Origin of the sequence: Streptomyces sp. NPDC087422, from assembly GCF_044744145.1 — a bacterium.
In the GTDB taxonomy this organism is placed as follows: Bacteria; Actinomycetota; Actinomycetes; order Streptomycetales; family Streptomycetaceae; genus Actinacidiphila.
Genome location: NZ_JBIUXT010000006.1, coordinates 1 through 22,947, shown reverse-complemented (window position 1 = coordinate 22,947; position 22,947 = coordinate 1). Strand labels below are relative to the sequence as shown.

2 protein-coding genes are annotated in these 22,947 nt (G+C 75.4%); both read right to left on the bottom strand.

Features of this window, described 5'->3' with window-relative positions:
- Positions 1 to 52: 52 nt before the first annotated feature.
- A complete protein-coding gene (locus tag ACIO6U_RS20315; protein ID WP_401720962.1) occupies positions 53 to 7,726 on the bottom strand; it encodes an amino acid adenylation domain-containing protein in 7,674 nt (2,557 codons plus the stop codon).
- Positions 7,723 to 22,500 carry an amino acid adenylation domain-containing protein gene (locus ACIO6U_RS20310; RefSeq protein WP_401720959.1) on the bottom strand — a complete coding sequence of 4,926 codons (14,778 nt, stop codon included), beginning with the start codon at positions 22,498 to 22,500 and terminating at the stop codon, positions 7,723 to 7,725. The genes ACIO6U_RS20315 and ACIO6U_RS20310 overlap by 4 nt, the downstream gene beginning before the upstream one ends.
- Between the last annotated feature and the right edge of the window lie 447 nt (positions 22,501 to 22,947).

Here is a 22,947-nt window from a genome sequence, read left to right as displayed (position 1 = left end):
GGGAGGCGCGGGTCCTGAGGGGTCGGTCGGTCGCGGCGCAGACGGGGCCGGGTCAGGGGGTGGGGAGATAGCCGGTGGTGTGGCCGTGGGTGAGGTAGCGGATGAGGACCGTGTCGGTCAGGGGCGGCAGGTGGACGCCCGCGGCGGCGGCTTGCGCGGCGGTGCGCCGCGAGTCGAAGCGGCGGTGGTGGGAGGGGGCGGAGCCGGCGGGCGGGGTGTCGTCGCCGAGCAGGAGCTGGGCGGCGTTGTCGGGCTGCGCCGCCACGCGGGAGCGCCACCGCGCCACCGGGACGGTGGGCAGCTCGTGGCCCAGGCGGGCGGCCACTTCGAAGACGGTCCGCAGGTCGGGGGCGTCCGGGTTGGTGAGGTGGTACACGGGCATGGCGGTACTGGTCCCGGCGGAGCGGGCCAGTGCCACGACGGCCGCGCTGACGTAGTCGACGGGTATCCAGTCGGTCGAGCCGTGCGGCAGGTCCGGCACCGCCCCGGCCTGGAGGCAGCCCTTGATGAGCTGCCAGAGCAGGTCGCGGTCCTGGCAGGCGCCGGTGGCGGTGTCGCCGCTGATCCGGCCGGGGCGGTAGACGGTGACCGGCAGGCCGCGGGCGCGCGCCAGGTCGACGATCCCCTCGGCCACCCACTTGCTCTGCGCGTAGCCGCCCGGCAGGTCGGCGGCCGGGCCGGTCGGCGTCGACTCCGTGACGGGCGCGGCGTCGGGATCGGACGACGGGGCGTAGACGCTCGTGGTCGAGATGTAGTGCATGCCCGGTGAGCCGGAGTCGGCGAGCAGCCGCAGCAGTTCCTCGGTACCGGCCACGTTGGGGGCGCGCAGATCGCCGTACGGGGCGGCGAAGTTGACCCGGGCGCCGTTGTGCAGCACCGGGCCGAGGCGGCGGGCCAGGGCGGCGCGGTCGTCGGGCGACAGGCCGAGACCGGGGGCGGCCAGGTCGCCGGGGACGGGACGGACCAGGTCGGCGTAGGCGGGGCGCCAGAGGCCGTAGCGCTCCAGGTTGGCCCGCAGCCGGTGCGCCGCGTGGTCCGGGCCGTCGGCGCGGACCAGGCAGTCGACGGGGCCGTCCGTGGCCTCGATGAGGTCGCGCAGCAGGAACGCGCCGAGGAAGCCGGAAGCGCCGGTCAGCAGGGGGCGGGCGGCGGGGCGGGAGCGGGTGGGAGCGGGTACCGGCGCGGTCCGGCGCGCACCGCCCGTGATGTCGGGGGCGAGCCGGACCTCCGCGAGGAGGTACGCCGCGACCGGGTCCATCGGTCCCTCGCCCGGGCCGTCGCCCGGCCCGGTCGGCGTGGTGTGCGGCGCCGCCGGACCTCTGTCCGCCGCGCCGTCCAGCGACCGGATGACGCCTTCGACCGTCGGCGCCGCGAACAGCGCCCTGAGCGAGGGCCGTCGGCCGCACCGCTCCTCGATCCTGCGGGCCAGGGTCACCGCGAGCAGCGAGTGGCCGCCGAGGGCGAAGAAGTCGTCCGTCACCCCGACCTCGGGCACGCCGAGCGTCTGCGCGAACGCCGCGCACAGCTCGCGCTCGCGGTCGGTGGCCGGGGGCCTGGACGCGGCGGGCGCGGCGTGACCGGGTGCGGGCAGGGCACGACGGTCGGTCTTCCCGTTGGGGGTGACCGGCAGCGCGTCGAGCCGGACGCACGCGGCCGGGATCATGTGGCCGGGCAGCGTGTCGGCGAGCCGGGCGCGGATCGCCGCCTCGTCGGGGGCCGTCCCGCCGCGCGCGGCCACGGTGTAGGCGACCAGGCGCCGGTCGCCCGGCCGGTCCTCGCGGACGACGACGCAGGCCGCCGCGACGCCGGGCAGCGCCGTGATCGCGGCCTCGATCTCACCGGGTTCCACCCGGAATCCGCGGAGCTTGACCTGGTCGTCGACCCGGCCGACGTAGACGATCTGGCCCTCGGCCGTACGGCGCACCAGGTCGCCGGTGCGGTACATACGGCCGCCGGAGCGGTCGAACGGGTCGGCCACGAAGCGGGACGCGGTGAGGGCTGCCCTGCCGAGGTAGCCGCGGGCCAGTCCCGCGCCCGACACGTACAACTCGCCGATGACACCGGACGGGACGGGTGCCAGCCGGTCGTCCAGTACGTGCACGCGGGTGCCGTCCACGGGCAGGCCGATGGGGACCGTGCGGTCGGGGGCGAGGGCGCCGTCCGCCTGCTGGAAGCCGCTCATGGTGGCGCAGACGGTCGTCTCGGTGGGGCCGTAGGCGTTGACGAGGTACCGCCCGCGCGCCCAGGCCCGCGCCAGCTCCGGCGGGCACGCCTCGCCCGCGAGCACCAGGGTGATCCCGGTGGGCAGGGAGCCGGGCTCCATCACCGCGAGCGCGGCCGGGGGCAGCGTGAGGTGGGTGATGCCGCGCGTGCGGACGGCGTCCGCGAGGGCGGGTCCCGGCAGCAGGGCCTCGCGTTCCCCGATCTCCAGGCAGGCGCCGGACAGCAGCCCCATGCACAGCTCCCAGAACGCGGCGTCGAAGCTGACCGACGCCATCTGGAGGACCCGGCTGCCGGGACCGGCCCGGAGCCGGTCGCGCTGCGTCCTGGCCATGGCGCCGACGCCCTGGTGGGTGACGACCACGCCCTTGGGCCGGCCGGTGGAGCCGGAGGTGTAGATGACGTACGCGGGATGCGACGGGAGCGCACGCGGCGGGACGGCGGTGTCCCCGCGCGGCGGGACCGGCTGACCGTCCGCCTCGGGGCTGTCGAGCACCAGGCGCGGTACGGCGGTCTCCGGGAGGCGGGCGCCGACGTCGGCCGTGGTGAGGAGCAGCCGCGGCCCGGCGTCGTCGAGCATGAAGGACAGCCGCTGGGCCGGGTAGTCGGGGTCGAGCGGCAGATAGGCGGCACCGGCCTTGAGGACGCCGAGGAGGGCGACGACGAGGTCGTTGGTCCGGGGCAGCGCGACGGCCACCCGGTCCTCGGGGCCGATGCCCCGCGCGAGGAGACGGCGGGCCAGGGCGTCGGCGCGCGCGTCGAGTTCGGCGTAGCTGAGGGTGGTGGCCGCGTCGCGCACCGCCGGGGCGTCCGGGGCGCGGCGGACCTGCCGGGCGAAGAGTTCGGGGACCGTCGAGCGGGGCAGGTCGTCGGCCGGTCCTGTGCCCAGGGCGGCGATCCGGGCGCGTTCGCCGGGGCCGAGGACGTCGTAGGTCCGCAGCGGGCGGCCGGGGTCGGCGGTGACCTCGCCGAGCAGGACGACGAGGCGCTCGGCGAGCGCGCCGACCGTGGCCTCGGTGAACAGCTCCGTCGCGTAGTCCACGGTCGCGCGCATGCCGCCGGACGGGCCGGACGCGCCGGACGCGTTCTGACCGTCCGCCGTACCCGTACCCGTACCCGTACCCGTATCCGTACCGGCGGGTGTCTCGGTGAAGGTGAACGACAGGTCGAATTTGCTGACGCCCGGATCGACGGGCAGGCCGGAGACGGTGAGGCCGGGCAGGTCGAAGGGGGCGGCGGGGGCGTGGTTCTGGAGCACGAGCATGGTCTGGAAGAGCGGGTGGTGGTTCTGCGAGCGCGCGGGGTTGAGCAGTTCGACCAGCCGCTCGAAGGGGACGTCCTGGTGGGCGTAGGCCGCGAGGTCGGCGTCCTTGACGCGGTCCAGGAGTTCGAGGAACGTCGGGTCGCCCGTCAGGTCCGTGCGCAGCACGAGGGTGTTCACGAAGAAGCCCACGAGGTCGGTCGCGGCCTCGTCGGTGCGTCCGGCGACCGCCGTGCCCAGCGGGATGTCGTCACCGGCTCCGTGCCGGGACAACAGCAGTGACAGGGCCGCCTGGAGCACCATGAAGACCGTGCAGCCGCGGCTGCGGGCGAGGTCGGTGACGCGCCGGGCCACGGCGGGGTCCAGGACGAAGTCGTGGCTGGCGCCGGTGTGCCGGGGGACGGCGGGGCGCGGCAGGTCCCACGGCAGTTCGACCAGGTGCGGCAGACCGTCCAACGCCTGCTTCCAGTACCGCAGTTGGCGGGCCATGGCGCTGTCGGGGTCCTGCTCGTCGCCGAGCAGCCCGCGCTGCCAGAGCGTGAAGTCGGCGTAGTCGACGGGCGGTTCGGCCCAGGCCGGGGCCCGCCCGCCGACGCGGGCGCGGTAGGCGGCGGCGAGGTCACGGGCGAGGGGCGCCATGGAGGACCCGTCGGAGGCGATGTGGTGGATCACCAGGACCAGGACGTGGGCGTCGTCGGCCAGCCGCAGGAGAGTCGCCCGCAGCGGCAACTGCCGCTCGATGTCGATCGGTTCGGCCGCCGCGGACCTGACCCGGTCGTGCAGCTTGTCCGGCTCGACGGTCTCCGCGGCCAGGACGAGGCGGACGTCGTCGGCCGCCGTGATGAGCTGGCGCGGTCCGCCGTCGTGCTCGGGGAAGACCGTGCGCAGCGCGGAGTGCCGGACGACGACATCGCGCAGGGCCCGGCGCAGCGCGCCGGTGTCGAGGGGCCCGTCCAGGCGTACGGCGAAGGGGATGTTGTACGTCGCCGAGGGCCCTTCGAGGCGGTGCAGGAACCACAGGCGGCGCTGGGCGTACGACAGCGGGAGGACGGCAGGGCGGGGCTGGGGGACGAGCGCGGGCCGCGCCGGGCGGCGCGCGTCCTTCAGCGCGGTCGCGAGGGCGGCGGCGGTGGGGTGGTCGAACAGCGTGCGGATCTCGGTCTCGGCGGCCAGGGCGGTCCGGATGCGGCCCACCAGGCGGGTGGCGAGCAGCGAGTGGCCGCCGAGCGCGAAGAAGCTGTCGTCCGGGCCGACCCGGGGCACCCCGAGCACGTCGGCGAACAGGCCGGTGAGGATCTCCTCGTGGGCGTCGCGCGGGGCCCGGACCGGGGCCAGGTCAGGGGCGGCGGGCGCGGGGAGGGCCGCCCGGTCCAGCTTGCCGTTGACGGTCAGCGGGAAGTCGTCGAGCACCTGGATCGCGGTCGGCACCATGTAAGCGGGAAGGTGGCTGCCGACGTGCGCGGTGAGCAGGTCGGGGTCGGGGGTGCGGCCGGGCGCGGGGACGACGTACGCGGCGAGTCCGCGACCGCCGGGCAGGTCCTCGCGCACCATGACGCAGGCGGACCGCACCGACGGGTCGGCGCGCAGCACCGCCTCGATCTCGCCGGGCTCGATGCGGTGGCCGCGCAGTTTGACCTGCTGGTCGGCCCGTGCGACGTACTGGAGGACGCCGTCGGGCTGTTGGCGCACGAGGTCGCCGGTGCGGTACATGCGGTCCCCGGTGGCGGCGAACGGGTCGGCGACGAAGCGGGTGGCCGTCAGGGCGGGCCGCTCCAGGTAGCCGCGCGCCACGCCGGGGCCCGCGACGTACAGTTCGCCCTCGGCTCCCGGCGGGACCGGGCGCAGCGCGGCGTCCAGGACGTAGGCGCGGGTGCCGTCGGTGGGGCCGCCGATCGGCGGCGCGCCGTCGGGGCCGTCCTCGGGGCGCACCTGGTGGCGGGTGGCGAAGGTGGTCGTCTCGGTGGGCCCGTACACATTGAGGACGGCGGTGCCGGGGTGGGCGGCGGCCAGGCGTTGCAGGACGCCGGGGGCGGCGGCCTCGCCGCCCGAGGCGACCGTGCGGAGCAGGCCGAGCGCGTCCGGGTCGGCCTCGGCGACGAGGTTGAACAGGGAGGTGGTCAAGAACGCCGACGTCAGGCCGTGCCGGGCCACGAGGTCCCGGAGCACGGCGGGCTGGAGGGGGCCGGGCGGGGCCACGACGACCCGGCCGCCGCTGAGCAGCGGCGCCCACATCTCGAAGGTGGAGGCGTCGAAGACGTACGCCGAGTGCAGCAGGACGGCGTCGGCCGCGCCGCCGTGCCAGACGCGGTCGGCGGCCAGCGCGGCGATGTCGGCGTGGGTGACGCCGACGGCCTTGGGCAGGCCGGTGGAGCCCGAGGTGAACATCACGTACGCCAGCCGGGCGCCGCCGGTGACCTCCGGCAGGGTTCCGGGGGCGGCGGGCGCGCCTGCGCGGACCCGACCCGCGGCGTCCACGGTCAGCGTCGGCAGGGCGGTGGCGAGACCGCGGACCCACGGATGGGCGGCGGCGGCCTCGTCGACCACCAGGGCGCGCAGTCCGGCCGCCTCGGCGACACGGGTGAGCCGTTCGTCGGGCCAGCGCGGGTCGAGCGGCACATAGGCGGCGCCCGCGCCCAGCACGGCCAGGGACACGGTGACCTGGGCGGCCGAGCGCTCCGTCATGACACCGACGCGGCTGCCGGACGCGGTGGTGAGCCCGGTCAGGGCGCGGGCCGTCTCCCCCGCGACGTCGGCCAGTTCGCGGTACGACAACGGCTCGCCCGCGCCGGTCACGGCGGGCCGGTCGGGGTGGTCGGCGGCGTGGCGCAGCACGGTGTCCCAGACGCTGGTGTCCACGGTGCCGACGGGGAGCGGGGCGCCGCGCCCGAGGGCGAGCAGCCGTTCGCGCTCGCCGTCGAGGAGGACGTCGACGGTGTCGGCGCGGCGGTCGAGGCCGTCGGCCATCGCGGTCAGCACGCGCCGCACGCGGGCGACGGTGCGGGCAACGTCGTCGTGGTCGAGGACGGCGGCCCGGTAGCCGAAGGTGATCCTCAGCCGGTCGCCCGGCGCGATGGTGAGGGTGAGCGGGTAGTGGGCGGCGTCCGTGCCGGTGAAGCCGGTGAGGTCGAGGCCGGGCAGTCCGCGCCGGGCGGTGCTCAGCGCGGCGGCGTCCACCGGGTAGTTCTCGAAGACCGCGAGGGTGTCGAAGAGTTCGTCCAGTCCGGTGACGCCGCGGATCTCGGTCAGGCCCAGGTACTGGCTGTCCAGGAGGCGGCCCTGTTCGGCCTGGAGCCTGGTCAGGAGCGCGGCCAGGGTCTCGCCGGGCTCCAGGCGCAGCCGTACCGGCACGGTGTTGATGAACAGGCCGATCATCGATTCGACGCCGGGTATCTCGGGCGGGCGGCCGGAGACGGTGGTGCCGAAGACGATGTCGTCGCGCCCGGTGAGGTGCGTCAGCAGCAGTCCCCAGGCGCCCTGGACCAGGGTGTTGACGGTGAGCCGGTGGGCGCGGGCGGTCTCGCGCAGCCGGGCCGTGGTGGCCGCGTCCAGGTCGAGGACGAGCGTTCCGGGCAGGTCGTCGGTGGCGGCCGTCCGCGTCCGGCCGGGCCCGGCGAGCAGGGTCGGGGCCTCCAGGCCCGCCAGGGCGGTGCGCCAGGTGTCCAGGGCGGCGGCGCGGTCCTGCCGGGCGAGCCAGGCCAGGTAGGTCCGGTAGGGGGTGGGGCGGGGCAGCGCGGTGTCGTCGCCGCGGCTCGCGTACAGCTCGAACAGCTCCCGTACCAGCAGCGGTGTCGACCAGCCGTCGAGCAGGATGTGGTGGCTCGTCATGACCAGCCGCGACTGACGGGGGGCGGTGCGCACCAGGGTGAACCGCATCAGCGGCGGGGAAGTGAGGTCGAAGCGCCGGGTCCGGTCGGCGGCGAGGAACGCGCCGAGCCGTTCGCCCGCCGCCGCGCCGTCCCGCCCGGTCAGATCGAGTTCCTCCAGCGGTACGGGGACGGTGGCGGCGACCGCCTGTACGGGCTCGTCCAGGTCCTCGTGCAGGAAACCGACCCGCAGGTTGGCGTGCCGCCGCAGCAGGGCGGCGATGGCGGCGCGCAGCGCGGCGACGTCGACGGCGCCTTCGAGTTCGAAGACGAACTGCGCGGTGTAGACGTCCACGGCGGCGGAGTCGTACAGCGCGTGGAAGAGCATCCCCGACTGAAGCGGTGTCAGCGGAAGTACGTCCTCCAACTGGAACCCGGTCACTTGTGTCCACCCCACTTGTTCTGAAGCCGGTCGATCTGGGCCTGGTCGAGCGAGACCAGCGGTAGGTCGGAGGGCGTGTAGCCGCCCGCGTCGGGTTGTTCGGTGTGCTCGGCGATGGCGCGCAGGGCGCGGCCGAAGGCGTCGGACAGGGCGTCGATCGCCTCTTCCGCGATCAGGTCGGCGGCCCACGTCCACCGGGTCACCAGGCGCGGGCCGTCGGGCAGGTCCTCGGTGTGCGCGTTGATGTCGAGGACGTGGTGGACGGGCATGTCCGGGTCCTGGGCGCGTGGGCCGCCGCCGTCGAGCAGCACTTCCCAGTCGGCGCCCGCGTCCTGCCGCGCGGCCCCGGCGGTGTCCTGGTGCGAAGTGGTGTACCGGCCGAGGTAGTTGAAGCCGATCTGCGGTTCCGGCAGGGCGGCGAGCCGGGGGCGGGTGGCCGGGTTGAGGTGGCGCAGCATCCCGAATCCGAGGCCGTGGTCGGGCACGGCCCGCAACTGCTCCTTGACGCGTTTGAGCGCGCGGTCCACGAGCGCGGGGCCGAAGCGCCCGGGGTCGCGGGGATCGACGGGTCCCGGATCGACGCTGACCGGGTAGAGGCTGGTGAACCAGCCGACGGTACGGGACAGGTCGACGTGGTCGGCGATCTGCTCGCGTCCGTGGCCCTCGACGTCGAGCAGCACGCCGGTGCCGCCGGGCAACGGGCCGCCGTCTGCCGCCCGTTGGGCCTGCCAGGAGTTCAGGGCGAGGGCGAGGCCGGTGAGCAGGACGTCGCCGACTCCCGCGTGGAAGGCGGCGGGCACGTCGGTGAGCAGCGGCGCGGTCCAGGTGGCGGGCAGCCGGGTGGTCACCGTGCGGGTCCGGTCGGCGGTGTCCAGGTCGGGGTGGAGCGGCCGGTTTCCCAGGCGGGGCGCGGGGGTGCTCAAGGCCCTTTCCCACAGCGGGAGTTCCGCTTCGCGCGCCGGTTCCAGCGCCTGGGCGGCGAGCAGCCGCGCCCAGCCGCGGTAGGTCGTGCCGACGGCGGGCAGGCCGTCCTCGGGCGGACCCGAGGTGACGGCGTGCCAGGCGGTGGCGAGGTCTTCGGCGAGGACGCGCCAGGAGACGGCGTCGACGGCGAGGTGGTGCACGACCAGCAGCAGCCGTCCGCGCGCGTGCGGTCCCGCGTCGCACCAGACCGCCTCGATCACGTGGCCGTCCGCGGGCCGCAGCCGCCGCCGGGCCCGCTCCCCGGCCTCGGCGAGGACGGTGCGGACGGCGTCGGCGTCGAGTCCCGCGACATCGACACGGGTGAGGCGCCGGCGGATGCTCACGGCGCCGGGCGGCAGCACGTCGAGCACGGGGCCGTCCTCGCCGGTCCTGACGGCCCGCAGCCGGAGCGTGTCGTGGTGGTCGATGAGGCGCTGGAGCGTGGCGGCGACGCTGTCCTCGTCGGCTCCCGCGGGTGTGCGCAGCACCCCTGACTGGTTGTACCCGTCGATGGTGCCGGGCCGACGCAGCAGCCACGCGGCGATGGGCGTGGCCGGCAGTTCGCCGGAGCCGGGTACGGCCTGGGCCGGCACGTCCTGGCCGAGGGTTCGGGCGACGGCCGCGATCGCCTCGGGCGTGCGGTGCGCGAACACGTCGCGCGGTGTGACGCTCAGCCCGGCCTCCCGCGCGCGGCTGACGAGCTGGATCGAGAGGATGCTGTCGCCGCCGAGACCGAAGAAGTCGTCGTCGGTACGGACGGTGTCGGTGTGCAGCAGCGCGGCGAAGACCTCGCAGAGCACGCGCTCGGACGCGGTGCGCGGCTGTCCTCCGGGCCGGGCGGCGGCGGGCCGGGCCGGGGCGGGCAGCGCCTTGCGGTCGGTCTTTCCGTTGGGCAGCAGGGGCAGCGCGTCCAGCGGGACGAAGACGGCGGGTGTCATGTAGGCGGGCAGTTCCGCGGCCAGGCGGTCGCGCAGTTCGCGGTCGGTGGGGGCGCCGGGCCGGTCGGGGACGGTGTAGGCGACCAGGCGCCGCTCCCCCGGTATGTCCTCGCGGACCAGTACGCACGCGGCGGCGATCCCGTCCAGGCCGGTGAGGGCGGCCTCGATCTCGCCGGGTTCGATGCGCAGGCCGTTGAGCTTGACCTGTTCGTCGGCGCGGGCGACGAAGGTGAGCTCGCCGTCGGCGCCGTATCTGACGAGGTCGCCCGTGCGGTACATCCGGGCGCCGCCGGGTGCGTGCGGGTCGGCGACGAACCGCGCCGCGGTCAGCGCCGGGCGGCCGAGGTAGCCGCGGGCGAGGCCGTCGCCCGCGAGGTACAGCTCCCCGGTGACGCCGGGCGGCACGGGCTGGAGGCCGCTGTCGAGGACGTAGGCGCGGGTGTTGTCGACGGGGCGGCCCAGCGGGACGCTCTCCCCGTACCCGTCGGTGTCCTGCCGCCCGTCCCACCGGTGGGCGGCGGCGTCGATGGTGGCCTCGGTCGGGCCGTAGAGATTGTGCACCCGCGCCCGCCAGTCGCGGCCGACGCGCTCCGCCAGTGTCCGGGTCAGCGGCTCGCCGCCGCACAGCACCGCGCGCAGGCTCCCGGGCGCGTCGCCGGGGTCGGTCTCGGCCAGCAGGAGCGAGAGGTGCGAGGGCACGAACTGCGCGACGGTCACCTCCGTCTCGCGCATCAGGGCCAGCAGTCCCGCCGGGTCGTGGTTGGCCGCGGGCGGCACGGGGCAGGTGGCACCGCCGTGGAGCAGCGGCAGCCAGGTCTCCCAGACGGAGGCGTCGAAGCTCGGTGAGGTGCGGGCGAGGACCCGGTCGTCGTCGGTGAGTTCGAGGTGGCCGGCCATCCACGCCATGTGGTTGGTGACGGAGCCGTGGGTGACGACCACGCCCTTGGGGCGCCCGGTGGAGCCCGAGGTGTAGATGACGTACGCCGCGTCGCGCGGGTCGGCCGCCACAGCATTCCGACCGGCCGCGCCGGTGCTCACGGCCCCCGGGTCCACGTCCAGGTCCACGTCCAGGTCCAGGACGGGTACGGGCAGGTCCTGCGGCGCGGTGGCCCCGCGGGTGAGCAGCAGTACGGGACGGGCGTCGTCGATCATGAAGGCGATACGGGCCCGCGGGTACTCGGGGTCGACCGCCAGATAGGCCGCCCCGGCCTTGGCCACCGCCAGCATGGCGACCGTCTGGTCCGCGGTGCCGGGCATCGCGAGGGCGACCAGGTCGCCGCGGCCGACCCCGCGACCGCGCAGGCGGTCCGCCAACTCGCCGGAGAGCGCGTCGAGTTCGGTGAAGGTCAGGGTCCGCGCGCCCGCGCGCACCGCGACGGCCTCCGGGGTCCGGGCGCGCTGGGCCGCGAACGCCGAGGGGATCGTGCCCGCAGCGGGCCGGAGCGGGCCGTGCCCGGCCGCCAGCAGCGCCGCCCGCCGGTCGGCGGCCAGGACGGGGGCGGTGTGCACCGGCCGCTCCGGCTCGGCGGCGAGCGCGCCGAGGAGCCGGGTGAGGCGGTCGGCCAGGCCGTGCGCGGTGGAGTGGGCGAACAGTTCGGTGGAGAACTCCAGGACCGCGTCGAGACCGGCGGGCGCGTTCACCTCGTCGCGCTTCTCGGTGAAGGTGAACGTCAGGTCGAACTTGCTGATGCCGGTGCCGACATGCTGCCCGGTCACGGTGAGGCCGGGCAGGTCCACGGCGGCGTCGGCCTGGTTCTGGAGCGCGACCATGGTCTGGAAGAGCGGGTGCCGGTTCTGGGCGCGGACCGGGTCGAGGCTGTCCACCAGGCGTTCGAACGGAATGTCCTGGTGGGCGTAGGCGGCCAGGTCGAACTCCCGCACGCGGTCGAGCACTTCGCCGAAGGTGGGGTTCCCCGACAGGTCGGTGCGCAGCACGAGGGTGTTGACGAAGAAGCCCACCAGGTCGTCCAGCGCCTCGTCGGTGCGCCCGGCCACGGGGGTGCCGAGCGGGATGTCCTCGCCCGCGCCGTGCCGGGCGAGCAGCACCGCCACACCGGCCTGGAGCACCATGAACAGGCTGCACCCGCGCGCGCGGGCGAGGTCCGCCAGCGCCCGATGGGTACCGGCGTCCACGGCGAAGGAGAACGCGTCGCCGCGATGCGAGGTGACGTCGGGGCGCGGCCGGTCGTACGGCAGGTCGAGCAGTTCGGGAGCGCCGTCGAGCGCGCCGCGCCAGAAGTCCAGTTGGCGCGCGGCCCGGCTGGACGGGTCGTCCTCGGCGCCGAGCAGTTCCCGCTGCCACAGCGTGTAGTCGGCGTACTGCACGGCGAGTTCGGTCCAGCCGGGCTCCTCGCCCGCGACGCGGGCCCGGTACGCCAGGCCCAGGTCACGGGCGAGCGGGGCCAGCGACCAGCCGTCGCCCGCGATGTGGTGGACCAGCAGGACCAGGACGTGCGCGTCGTCGGCCAGCCGCAGCAGCCTCGCCCGCAGCGGGAGGCCGGTGCTCACGTCGAAGGTGTGCGCCACCTCCGCGCTCAGCGCCTCGTCCAGCCGCCCGGGGTCGGTGTCGCGCGGCGCGAGGTCGATGTCCGCGTCGTCGGCGGCGCGCACCACCTGGCGTGCCACGCCCCGTGTGTCGGGGAAGACCGTGCGCAGGCTCTCGTGCCGCTCGACGACGTCGGCCACGGCGCTCGCGAGGGCGTCCGCGTCGAGCGGACCGTCCAGCCGCAGCACCATCGGCACGTTGTACGTGGCGCTGGGCCCCTCGAACCGGTTGAGGAACCACAGCCGTTGCTGCGCGAAGGACAGCGGCAGCGGGTCGGGGCGGGAGGCGGCCCGCAGCAGCGGCGTCCTGGCCCGCCGCGCGTCGTCGAGAGCGTCGGCGAGCCGGGCCGGGGTGGGATGCTCGAACAGGGCCCTGACCTCGATCTCCACCCCGAGCGCGGTGCGGACGCGGGCGGCGAGGCGGGTGGCGAGCAGCGAGTGGCCGCCCAGCGCGAAGAAGTCGTCGTCGGCCGCCGCGGCGGGCAGACCGAGGACGTCGGCGAACAGGCCGCGGACGATCTCCTCGCGGGCGGTGCGGGCGGCCCGCGTGCGGACCGGCGCGCGGCGGGCGGGTTCGGGGAGCGCGTGCCGGTCGACCTTGCCGTTGGGGGTCAGCGGCAGCGTGTCGAGGAGGACGAAGGCCGACGGCACCATGTAGGCGGGCAGCGAGTGGCCGAGGGCGCTCGCGAGCGCACCGGCCTCCGGGCGGCCGTCGGCCGCGGGCACCACGTAGGCCACCAGCCGGCGGTCACCGGGGGTGTCCTCCCTGACCATGGCGAAGGCGTCGGCGACCCCCTCGCAGCCTGCCAGCGCCCCTTCGATCTCGCCCAGTTCGATGCGGTAGCCGCGCAGCTTGACCTGGCCGTCGGCGCGGCCGACGTACTCCACGTGGCCGCCCGGGGTCCAGCGCACGAGGTCTCCGGTGCGGTACATCCGGCCGCCCCCCGTACCGAACGGGTCGGCCACGAAGCGCGTGGCGGTAAGGTCGGGGCGGCAGATGTACCCGCGCGCCACGCCGCGTCCTGCCAGGTACAGCTCGCCCGTGACACCGGGCGGCACCGGACGCAGGTGGTGGTCGAGGACGTGACCGCGCATGCCGTCCAGCGGCCGGCCGATGGGCGGCGGCCCGGTCGGCAGATCCTCGGTGACGTGGTGGCGGGTGGCGAAGGTGGTGGTCTCGGTGGGCCCGTACACGTGCAGGAGTCGCGCTCCGGGCGCGACCCGGGCGACGCGCTGCATCAGGTCGGGCGAAGCCAGTTCACCACCGGCGCAGACGAGCCGCAGCCCCGCGAAGGCGCCGGGATCGGTCTCCGCGATCACGTTGAACAGGGCGGTGGTCAGGAAGACGGCGGTCACACCGTGCTCGTGGACGGCGTGGTCGAGGACGTGTGCCTCCAGGGCGCCTTCGGGTGCGACGACGATCCGGCCGCCGCTGAGCAGCGGCGCCCAGATCTCGAACGTCGAGGCGTCGAAGACGTACGCCGAGTGCATCAGCACCGCTTCCACCGCGCCGTCGTGCCACGCGGAATCGGCCGCCAACGCCAGGACGTCCCCGTGCGTGACGCCAACGCCCTTGGGCAGACCGGTCGAGCCCGAGGTGAACATGACGTACGCCAGGGTCGCGGGGCCGGGCACGGGGGTCGGGGCGGCGGGACGGCGCGCTCCGGACAGCACCCGGCCGAGCCGATCCACGACCACGACCGGCGTCCCGGCGGCGGCGACCCGGGGCGATCGCGCGGACTCCTCGCCGACGACGAGGAGGCGGATGTCCGCGATGTCGGCGACCTGGCTGTGGCGTTCGTCGGGCCAGCGCCCGTCGAGGGGGACGTAGGCGGCGCCGGAGCGGACGATGCCGAGGGACACCGACACCACCGCGGCGGACCGGTCGAGCAGCACACCGACCCGCGTCTCCGGACCGGCCCCGAGACCGGCGAGCACCCCGGCGAGGTCGGCCGAGATCCGGTCGAGTCCCGCGTAGTCGAGGGTGGTGTCGTCGGCGACGACGGCCACGGCGTCCGGTGTGCGCCGCGCCTGGGCGGCGAAGGCGGCGGTCAGGGTGCCGTCCTCCGGGCCGGTCGGCAGGGCGCGGCCGGTGCCCCAGCGCGTGATGCGGGTGTGTTCGTCCGGCGTCATCAGGTCGTACGCGGCCAGGCGCAGGTCCGGATCGGCCACGACCTGTTCCAGCAGCCCGACCAGGCGCGCGGCGAGGGTTTCGACGGTGGCACGGTCGAAGAGGGCGGTGGCGTACTCGATTCCGGCGCTCAGGGAGCCGTCCGCATCGGGGGCCCCCGCGGGCTCCTCGGTGAAGGCGAAGGTGAGGTCGAACTTGCTCAGGCCGTTGTGGACGAGGCGGTCCTCGACGGCGACGCCGGGCAGGTCGGGGCGGGGACTGTCCTGGTTCTGCAGGACGAGCATGGTCTGGAACAGCGGGTGGTGGTCGCGCGCTCTGGCGGGGTTGAGCTCCTCCACCAGCCGCTCGAAGGGTATGTCCTGGTGCGCGTAGGCCGTCAGGTCGAACTCCCTGACGCGGGTGAGGAGTTCGGCGAAGGTGGGGTCGCCGGACAGGTCGGTGCGCAGCACGAGGGTGTTGACGAAGAACCCGACCAGGTCTTCGAGCGCCTCGTCCGTGCGGCCCGCCACCGGGGTGCCGAGCGGGATGTCGTCCCCGGCGCCGTGCCGGCTCAGCAGGGTGGCGACGGCCGCCTGGAGCACCATGAACAGGCTGCTCCCCGACTGCCTGGCCAGCTTCAGCAGGCCGTCGCGCACGGCGGGCGGCACGTCGAAGGCGTGCACCGCGCCCCTCGGGTCGACGACGGCCGGGCGCGGCCGGTCCGAGGGCAGGTCGATCAGGACGGGCAGCCCGTCGAGGGCGGCGCGCCAGTGGTCGAGCTGTTCCCGCAGCAGGCTGTCGCCGTGGGCGGCGGGGTCCTCGACGGCGCTGTCGCTTCCGTCCTCGGCGAGAAGGGCGTGCTGCCACAGGGTGTAGTCGGCGTACTGGAGCCGCGCGCCGGGCGCCGTGCCGCCCTCTTCGCCCGCCAGGCGCGCTCGGTAGGCGTCGCCGAGATGGCGGGCGAGCGGGGCCAGCGACCAGCCGTCGCCCGCGATGTGGTGCAACACCAGCACCAGGACGTGGTGTTCGGGCGCGGAGCGCAGCAGCAGCGCGCGCAGCGGCAGGTCGGTCCCGACGTCGAACGGCTCCTGTACGGCGTCCAGGACGGCCGCCTCCAGCCGCGAGGGGGCGGTGCTCGTGACGGGCAGCGCGGGCGCGGCCGTATCGGCCGGAAGGATCAACTGGTGCGGTACGCCGTCCCGTTCGGGGAACACCGTGCGCAGCGCCTCGTGCCGGGCGACGGTGTCGCGCAGCGCGCCGCGCAGGGCGTCCGCGTCCAGGGCGCCCCGCAGTTGCAGGACGAGCGGGATGTTGTACGTGGAGCTGGGGCCCTCCAGCCGGTTGAGGAACCACAGGCGGCGCTGGGCGAACGACAGCGGCAGCGGGTCGGGCCGCCGTGTGACGGGCAGCACCGCGGGTCGGCGGCGGCCCGGCGTGTCCAGGACGCGGGCCAGCTCCTCGACGGTCGGGTGCTCGAACAGCGTGCGCAGGGTGACGTCGGCGTGCAGCAGGGTGCGGATACGGCTGACGACGCGCATCGCGAGCAGGGAGTGCCCGCCGAGGTCGAAGAAGCTGTCCCCGGGCCGTACTTGGGGCACTTCGAGGACGTCGGCGAAGATCCCGGCGAGCAGTTCCTCCTGGAAGGTGCGCCGTCCCGGTGCGCTCGGGCCGCCGGTGCCCGCGGCGGGCTCGGGCAGGGCGCGGCGGTCCACCTTGCCGTTGGGCAGCAGCGGAAGGGCGTCGAGCACGACGACCGCCGAGGGGACCATGTGGTGGGGCAGCGTCCCGGCGAGCGCGTCGCGCAGGCCGGGACCCTGCGGTGCCGGGTCGCCGGTGACGGCGTACGCGACCAGGACGGGCCTGCCGGGGACGTCCTCGCGGACGACGGCGCAGGCGGCCGTGACGCCGGGCAGGGCCGCCAGTTCGGCCTCGACCTCGCCCAACTCGATCCGGAAGCCGCGGAGTTTGACCTGGTCGTCGGCGCGGCCCCGGTATTCGAGCAGGCCGTCGCGGCTCCACCGCACGAGGTCGCCCGTCCGGTACATCCGGGCACCGGCGGCGGAGGTCGGGTCGCCGGGGTCGGCGGTGGCGGCGAAGTCAGCGCCGGTGGCGGCGAGGTCGGCGGCGAAGGGGTCGGCGACGAACCGGGCGGCGGTCAGCCCCGGCCGGTCGAGGTAGCCGCGCGCGAGGTTGGGGCCCGCCAGGTACAACTCCCCCGTGACACCCGGCGGGACGGGCCGCAGCCGGTCGTCGAGGACGTATCCGCGCATGGTGTCGACGGGGCGGCCGATCGGCACGGTCTCGGACGCGGCGGTCGCGGCGGACGGCTCGTCGGGTGCGGCGGGCCGGGCGTGCGGGCCGGTGGGCGCGGTCGTCGCGTCCGGCACGCGGTGGGCGGTGGCGTCGATGGTCGCCTCGGTCGGCCCGTAGAGATTGTGCGTCGGCACCCGCCACTGGGCGGCGACCTCGGCCGCGACGGCGCGCGGCAGCGGTTCGCCGCCGCACAGCACGGCGCGCAGGTCGGGCAGCGGGGCGTGGCTCCCGGCCTCGGCGAGGACGAGGGCGAGGTGGGAGGGCACGAATTGGGCGAGGGTCACTCCGAACTTGCTCATCCAGGAGACGAGTTCACGGGGTTCCTCGTTGGCCTCGCGCGGCAGCACGCAGACCTCGGCGCCGTTCACCAGCGGGAGCCACACCTCCCAGACGGACGCGTCGAAGCTGGTGGAGGTGCGGGCGAGCACCCGGTCGTCCGCGGTGACGTCCAAGTGCCGCGTCATCCAGGCCATGTGGTTGGCCAGCGCGCCGTGCGGGACGACCACGCCCTTGGGGCGGCCGGTGGAACCTGAGGTGTAGATGACGTACGCGGGGTCGGCCGGATGGGACGGTCTCGCGTCCCGCGCCATGGGGCCGGCCGCCATGTCGGCCGGGTCGTCGAGCGCGAGCCGGGGCGGCCCGCCGACGGGCAGGTCCTCGCGTATCCGCCCGGTGGTGAGCAGCAGGACGGGCCCGGCGTCGTCGAGCATCTGCCGGATGCGCGCCGCCGGGTACCGCGGATCGACGGGCAGGTAGGCCCCGCCCGCCCGCAGGACCGCCAGCATGGCCACCACGGTGTCCACGGACGGCGGTACGGCCAGGGCCACGACGCTCTCGCGGCCGACCCCTCGCTCGCGCAGTACCTGGGCGAGGCTGTCGGCGCGGGCGTCGAGAGCGGCGTAGGTCAGGCTGGTGCCCGCGTCGCGCACGGCGACGGCGCCGGGTGTGCGCAGGGCCCACTCCCGGACCGCCTCGGGCACGGTACGGGTCGGCAGCGGTCGCCGCTCGCCCTGTCCGCGGCCGAGGAGCCGGGCCCGCGCGCCGGGCGCCATCGGCTCCAACGCGCTGACGGCGAGGCCGGGTTCGGCGACGGCCTGGGTGAGGACACGGACGAAGCCGTCGCACAGGTCGCGGGCGGTGTCCGGGTCGAAGAGGTCGGCGGCGTACTCCAGATACCCGCTGATGCCGCCGGCCTCGGCCGGGTCGCCGTCGGGGTCGGGGTCGGCCTCCGTCAGCGAGAGGGTCAGGTCGAATTTGCTGATCCCGGTGTGCGCGGACCGGTCGTGGACGGTGACGCCCGGCAGGTCGAGCCGCGCCTGCCGCTGGCTCTGGAGGACCAGCATGGTCTGGAAGAGCGGGTGGTGGTCGCCCGAGCGCTCGGGGTTCAGCTCCTCCACCAGCCGTTCGAAGGGCAGGTCGGCGTGGCCGAAGGCGGCCAGGTCGAACCGCCCCACCCGGTCCAGCAGTTCGCGGAAGGTCGGGTCGCCGGACAGGTCGGTGCGCAGCACGAGGGTGTTGACGAAGAAGCCGACCAGGTCGTCCAGTGCCTCGTCGGTACGTCCGGCAACCGCCGTGCCCAGCGGGATGTCGGTGCCCGCGCCGTACGCGTGCAGCGTCACCGCGAGGGCCGCCTGGAGGACCATGAACGGGGTACGGCCGCACGCGCGGGCGAGCCGGACCATTGCCGTGTGCGTGGCGGCGGGCAGTTCGATCGGGTGCGCGCCGCCGCGGTGGGTGGGCACCGCGCGCCGGGGCCGGTCGAGCCGCAGGTCGAGGAGGTCGGGCGCGCCCGCCAACGCCTTCCGCCAGAAGGCGAGTTGGCGTGCGCCCAGGCCGTCCGGGCCGTCGCCGCCGAGCAGTTCGCGCTGCCAGAGCGTGTAGTCGGCGTACTGCACGCGCAACGCGGGCCAGTCGGGGGCGTCCGCGCCCGCGGTCCTGGCCCGGTAGGCGGCTCCGAGGTCACGCACGAGCGGGGCCAGCGACCAGCCGTCGGCGACGACGTGGTGCAGGACGAGGACCAGGACGTGCCGGTCGGCGCCCAGCACGAGCAGGTGGGCGCGCAGCGGGGCGTCCCCTGCGAGGTCGAAGGGGAGCGAGGTCAGGTGCCGTACCGTTTCCTCGGCCCAGGCGGCGGCATGCTCCTGGCGCTGCTCGCTTCCCCGGCCCGCGCCGGCTTCCGCGCCTTCCGCGCCGTCGTCGCGTGCTGCCGCTGCCCCGCCTGCCCCGCCTGCCCCGTCTGCCCTGCCTGCCCTGCCTGCCCCGCCTTCTTCGGACGGCGCGTGCGCGACCGTGAGCGGGACGAGCGCCGCCGCGTCGGCGCCGTGCCGGATCACCTGCCGGGCGACGCCGTCCTCCTCGGCGAAGACGGTGCGCAGGCTCTCGTGCCGGTCGACCACGTCGGCCAGCGCCTCGCGCAGGGTCCGCACGTCCAGGTCGCCGTCGAGCGCGAGGACGAGCGGGACGTTGTACGTGCTGCCGGGGCGGCCCTCGACGCGGTTGAGGAACCACAGCCGCTGCTGCGCGAAGGACAGCGGCAACGGGTCGGGGCGCTGTCGCGGGGCGAGGACCGGTCCGCGGGCGCGGGCGGTGTCGAGGACCCCGGCGAGGGAGGCGACCGTCGGGTGGTCGAAGAGGGTGCGCAGGTCGAGTTCGGCCCCCAGCGCCGCCCGTAACCGGCCGGTGAGCCGGGTGGCCAGCAGCGAATGGCCGCCCAGCGCGAAGAAGTTGTCGTCGATGCCGACGGCGGCCACGCCCAGGACGTCGGCGAACAGCCCGGCGAGCACCTCCTCGCGCGGGGTGCGCGGGGCACGGCCGGTCGCGACCGCGGCCGGCGGCACGGGCAGGGCGCGCCGGTCGACCTTGCCGTTGGGGTTCAGCGGCAGCGCGTCCAGCGGGACGAACACCGAGGGCACCATGTACGAGGGCAGGGCGCGCGTGACGTGCCGGACCAGGGACTCCTCGTCGGGGCGGACGTCGGCCGACGGCACGATATAGGCGGCCAGCCGCCGGTCGCCCGGCGTGTCCTCGCGCACCACGACGCACGCGGCGCGCACACCCGGCGCGGTGAGCAGGACGGACTCGATCTCGGCGGGCTCGATGCGGTAGCCGCGGAGCTTGACCTGGCCGTCGGCGCGGCCGACGTACTCCACCTGGCCGCCCGCGGTCCAGCGCACGAGGTCTCCGGTGCGGTACATCCGGCCGCCCCCCGTACCGAACGGGTCTGCCACGAAACGGGTCGCGGTCAGGTCGGGGCGGCCGACGTAGCCGCGCGCCACACCGGAGCCGCCGACGTACAGCTCCCCCACCACGCCGGGCGGCACCAGGCGCAGGGCGTCGTCGAGCACGTACAGGCGCATGCCGTCCAGGGGCCGGCCGATGGGCGGCGGTCCCGGCAGCGGGTCGGCGGTGACGTGGTGGCGGGTGGCGAAGGTGGTGGTCTCGGTGGGCCCGTACACGTGCAGCACCGTCACGTCGGGCGCGCCGACGGCCACCCGTCGCAGCAGGTCGGGAGCGGCGGCCTCGCCTCCGGAGCAGACCAGGCGCAGTCCGGCGAACGCCGTCGGCTCCTCCTCGGCCACCAGGTTGAACAGGGCGGTGGTCAGGAACAGCGCGGTCACCGCGTGGCGCTCCACCATGTCGCGCAGGACCGGTGCGTGCAGGACGCCTTCGGGTGCGACGACGATCCGGCCGCCGCTGAGCAGCGGCGCCCAGATCTCGAACGTCGAGGCGTCGAAGACGTACGCCGAGTGCATCAGCACCGCTTCCACCGCGCCGTCGTGCCACGCGGAGTCGGCCGCCAGCGCCAGAACATCCCCGTGCGTGACGCCGACGCCCTTGGGCAGACCGGTCGAGCCCGAGGTGAACATCACGTACGCGAGCCGGTCGGGATGTCCGGCCCTCGGCGGCGGCGTCGGGGACGGCGGCCCGCCGCGGACGACGGCGCCGGTCCTGTCGACGACGACGACCGGCAGACCGGCCGCCGCCTCCTTCACCCACGGCTGCGCGGCAGCGGCCTCGTCGACCACCAGGGCGCGTACGTCCGCGACGCCGCAGACGCCGCTGAGCCGTTCCGCGGGCCAGGCCGGGTCCATCGGCACGTAGGCGGCGCCCGCGCCCACCACGCCGAGGGTGGCGGACACCACCGCGGCCGAGCGTTCCAAGAGCACCGCGACCCGGTCCTCCGCGGCCACGCCCCAGCCCGCCAGGGCGTGGGACAGGGCGTCCGCGGTGCGGGCGAGTTCGCGGTAGGAGAGCGTGCGGGCGCCGTCCACGACGGCCGTCGCGTCCGGGGTCAGGCGCGCCTGGGCGGCGAACGCCTCGGGCAGGTTCGCCGCGGCGGTGCTCGGCGGCAGTTGCGCGCCGCGGCCCTGGGCGAGGACCGCCTCGGCCGCGTCGTCGTCCAGGAACGGCAGGTCGCGCAACAGGGTGTCGGCGTCCGCCGCCGCCAGCGCGGTGAGGAAGGAGACGAGAGCGTGCTGGTGGAGCAGGACGTCGTCGGGGTGGTAGAGCGCCGGGGCGGCGTCCAGCCCGATCAGCGGGCCTATGCCCTCCGACCGTTCGGAGACGAAGAGCGACACGTCGTCGACGGGTCCGATGGACAGCACGCGGGAGGTCGCGGGGCTGCCCGCGAGGTCGAGGTCGAAGTTGTAGGGCATGACGTTGACGACGAGATCGGTCAGGCGCGCGGCGTCGTCGCCCGCGTCCACCTCGCGGGCGAGCTGTTCGCGGGAGTAGCGGCGGTGGCGCAGGGCGCGGGCCATCTCGGCGGACACCGACCGGATCAGGTCGCCGACGGTCCGGTCGGCGGGCAGGCGCAGCCTGATCGGCAGCACGTTGGCCGTCATGCCGACGGCGTGCCGCAGCGCGCTGTGCCGACCGTTCGAGGCCAGCCCGACGGTGACGTCCTCGCGGCCGGTGGCCCGCGCGACGTACGCGGCGGCCGCGCTCACCACGACGGCCGTCCAGGTGGTGCGGCGGGCGGAGCCGAGCCGTCGTAGGCCGTCCAGGACGGCGACGGGCAGCGACTCGCCGGTGTGCAGCGGGGCGGCCGGGCCCGCGCCCTGCGGGGCGGCGGCGCCCGCGTCCGGCAGGTCCGCGGCGCGGCGGCGGATGAGCGGCGCGCCGCCGCGGGCGTCCGCCTCGTCCGCCGTTCGTGCCGTTCCCGCCGGTGCCGCTGTCCCGGCCGTCCCGGCCGTCCCGGCTGTCCCGGCCGCGTCCGTCCCGCGTTCGGCGGTCGGCCCGGCGAAGGTGTCGATCCAGTACGCCCGGTCCGCCCGGTGGCGCTCCGACCCGAGGTACGCCAGCTCGTCCGCCACCAGCTCGCGCAGTGAGGCGGCCGGGAGGTCGACCGCGGTGATGTCCTCGCCGCGGACCGCACGCGCGTAGAGGTCGGCCACGAGGTGGTTGACCACGCCGCCGCTGAGGCCGTCGATGGCTATGTGGTGGTAGCGCACGTACCAGTAGCGCAGCCGGGGGGCCAGACGCAGCAGCGCGAAGTGGTGGGACGGGGCGTCGAGCCGGTCGACGGTGGCCATGTCCCGTGCCATGTACGCCTCGGCCTCGGCCGCCGGGTCCTCGGCGCCGGACAGGTCGATCAGGCGGACCCGGTCGGTCGCGGTGGCCGGGCGTTCGGTGACGTACTGCCGGACGCCGTCGTCGCCGGTCTCGAACCGCAGGTGGAGATTGTCGCAGTGGGCGACGGCCCGGCCGAGCGCGGCGGCGAAAAGCGCCTCGTCGAGGTCGCCGCGGATCTCCAGGCATTCCCCGATGTTGTACTTCGGACTGTCCGGATCGATCAACTGCCCGTACCAGACACCTTGCTGGGCCGACGTCAGTTCGAAGAGATCCCGGGAAACGCTGTCCGCCGGGAAGGAACTGTCTTCTGAGAAGGAGCTGTCTTCATGCATGCCGGTCGACCCCTTCGGGGAGATTCTGGAACGGTGCGGAGAAACGACGAAATCAGCCCGTCGATAAAAAGGCCGCCGACGCCGTGCCGAGGGAGGCGGGAAAGCGCGCCCGCGTCATCGCGTCGGGCACTCGGGTTCCGCCGGCGCGGCGATTCGCGGCGAAGGGCGTTCCCTGCCGCGCGCGACGGATGACGCCGCGAAGGACCGGGTGGTGGTTCCGGTGAAACACCCGCGACGAAAGAGAGCATTCACGGACCGAAAGTGATCGTGTGCGGTCACCTTCGGTCGGACCCGCTCACCGAGGCGGCGGGAAGCGCGAGGGACCGGGTCGGGGGGCCCCCCCCCCCCGCGGGGGGCGCCCCCCCGGCGCCCCCCCCCCCCCCCCCCCCCCCCCCGACCGCGCTACGGCGTGGGCGCGTCCGGCATCTTCCATACCGTCAGCAGCGT

Bases quoted from the DNA above. Each gene is read 5' to 3' on its own strand.
- ACIO6U_RS20310 (WP_401720959.1), bottom strand. From the start codon at position 22,500: ATGCATGAAGACAGCTCCTTCTCAGAAGACAGTTCCTTCCCGGCGGAC.